Source organism: Rahnella sp. AN3-3W3, from assembly GCF_003263545.1.
Classification (GTDB): Bacteria; Pseudomonadota; Gammaproteobacteria; order Enterobacterales; family Enterobacteriaceae; genus Rahnella; species Rahnella variigena.
Genome location: NZ_JYDG01000152.1, coordinates 1 through 2563 on the forward strand (window position 1 = coordinate 1; position 2563 = coordinate 2563).

The window sequence follows — 2563 nt, forward strand, 5'->3', positions numbered from 1 at the left end:
CTGATTATCCTGCGACTGCATTGATTAATACGAACAATTTTCCGGACATGAAACTTCGAGCATTGTTACAATCGAATAATCAAGATATTGCTCTGCTAACACCTGAGGAATGTATTGAAGTACTTAGCTCATGGGGAACATTTAAGGATGGATGGATTACGATCACGCAATCTGCACCGGGGTCATTCATAATCAACTATGGTACAAATGTGAAGGACGTGGTCACTACTTCAATGATTATTTCTAAACTGGGTAGCTTTGGTATTAAAGCAACAAATTTTACTAATTCTAAGGGTACTGAATTGATTAAAATAAGTGGCTATCCCGGTGTCAGGAAGATTTTGAATGCCCCTGTTTTTGCCGTCAAGAATCCTAAAATTGTAGACTTAGGGATCGGAAGATTTGGAGTTACAAAATCGATTATAGAAGGTGCCAGAGTTACTTTTTATGTTGCTGCAGCATACAGAACTCTTGATTATATTTTAAATGAAGAAACTACCCTTTCTACATTCATAGGTTCTCTTGCAACTGATGTAATTAAAATAGGCATTGTATCTACCGTTTCATTTATAGCAGGAGCTGTTGTTGTAACTCCATTTATAGTTCTAAATTTGGCAATTGTTGTAGGTGTTGGATTTTTAGCCGCATGGGGCTTAAATCAACTCGATAGTAAATTTGGGATAACGGACCATACTGTTAAATACATCGAACATGCTCAACAAGAATTTGTTGAGAAAGCACGAGGAATGGGAAAGGGCATTTGGGATTTAGGAGCTATGTTTGCCGATGATATGCTTATAAAAGGCAAAGCAGTGATAGAATTGGAAATTAAAAAATACTTAAGAAATACTCTTGAAGAAATATATTACAGGGAATATTGATATGAAAAGAAAAACAAGAAGTATTTTATCATTATTTTTTTTATCAAGTATATTTTTGTTATCGGTTTGTTTTTGGGTTATTGAAATGGATAACTATCTTGATTTTAATCATGTCATCACTTTTTCCTGGATGTCCACAAGCTTGGTTTGCATTCCTCTTATTTTCACATTCCCAATTTATTGGTTTATTTTAGAATGCATATATGAAGAAAAAATAGCGATAAAGAAGATGGAAAAATTAATGCCATTTTTCAAATACCTTTGTGTTTTTTCATTATTTTTATCCATATCTTTATCACTTGGGTATGTCTCTGTATTAAAGAATAAAGGATACATTTCATGTCCAGGTATTCCATCAGGCTGGATGCCTGGGACAGCTACAAAGTATGCGTTTAGTGGCGACTTATGTAGAAAGTAAATTAAATGCCGAATATTATTTGAAATATATAAAGCCCGTTGTCTTTCTCAATTATTGTAAACTACGGATTAAATGTTAGAGACATAGTCAATACATCAGTCGTAATAGCGAAGTTAGGTAGCCTTGGCATCACTGCAACAAAATTCGTAAATGAAAAAGGCACTGAACTGATTAAAATATCAGGCTATGCGGGGATTCGTAAGATATTAAATGCCCCTGTATTTTCCCTTCGTAACCCACAAATACTTAAAGCAGGCATAGGAAAATATGGATTAAGAGGTGCAATGATAGAAGGCGCCACCATTACATTTATATTTGTAACGGTATATCGCACTGTAGATTTTATTTTAAATGATCAGACAACCCTGGCAATGTTCATAGGTAATTTAGCTACTGACGTTGCGAAGTTAGCAATTAATACAACAATTATGTGGGGCATTGGTGAGGTATTGGTTGCATTTGTTCCTGTCGTTGCAGTGCCCTTAGGAGTTGTAGTGTTAGGCGGGCTAGGAATAGCAATTATCTTAAACATATTGGATAGCGAGTTTGGTGTGACTGATAAAGTGGTGGCATACCTTACAGCTGCTCAGCAAGAGTTTGTTGAAACAGCTAGAAGTAAGTGCAAGGATATGGAACAAGGCTTGTGGGATTTAGGTGCCATGTTCGCAGATAAAATGCTGGAAAAAGGTGTAGAAGTCATCGAATCCGAAGTCATGAAGTATTTGAGAAATTCAATTACCGACATAACACCGAGGATTTATCGATGATATATAATACGAAACAACGCTTCTTTTCTTTTTTGGGTTTTTTACTTTTCTTCTGGATTATCTTTCTCTGTCTATTATGCTGGGTTTTATTTGCTATCCTCATATCAAAAATATAATTCTGTTGTCATTTATTCAATGTGGTCTATCTTCGCCCTTTGCTTCCCTCTTTTTTTCATGCCGTATGCATTGATGTTAATCCCTGTATTCACTAAAGGGAAAAGCATTTCTACGAAAACTGGCGCAATACTTATAAGAATTTCATTATTTTTTTTATTAGCAACTTTAATAGGAATGACTTCATTTTCTATGATGTATAAAAAAAGCCTAGAAAACAGAGGGTATATAGAGTGTAAGGGAACTCCATCAGGTTGGACACCAGGGATGGCAACTAAATATGCACTTAATAAAAGTTATTGTTTATAATAAAATATTGTCTGTTGATTTCTATTCAATCACTTAATGATGATTGTCTCTTTTTAAAGGATTATCACAATGGC

Annotated in this window: 3 protein-coding genes; all 3 read left to right on the plus strand. The window is 34.7% G+C overall.

Translation table 11 applies throughout. The annotated features are described in order from the left end of the window. The coding region (locus tag UC15_RS25525; protein WP_112292025.1) for a PAAR domain-containing protein at nucleotides 1-881 on the plus strand (881 nt) is incomplete at its 5' end. 1 nt (nucleotide 882) lies between these two features. Continuing rightward, nucleotides 883-1299, plus strand: a complete 417-nt coding sequence (locus UC15_RS25530) for a DUF1240 domain-containing protein (protein WP_112292026.1) — start codon at nucleotides 883-885, stop codon at nucleotides 1297-1299. 38 nt (nucleotides 1300-1337) lie between these two features. Then, a complete protein-coding gene (locus UC15_RS25535) occupies nucleotides 1338-2066 on the plus strand; it encodes a PAAR domain-containing protein (RefSeq protein ID WP_157961040.1) in 729 nt (242 codons plus the stop codon). Nucleotides 2067-2563: the final 497 nt, after the last annotated feature.

What these genes read in the sequence shown, in the direction of transcription:
- UC15_RS25530 (WP_112292026.1), top strand. Translation starts at nt 883, where the DNA reads ATGAAAAGAAAAACAAGAAGTATTTTATCATTATTTTTTTTATCAAGT.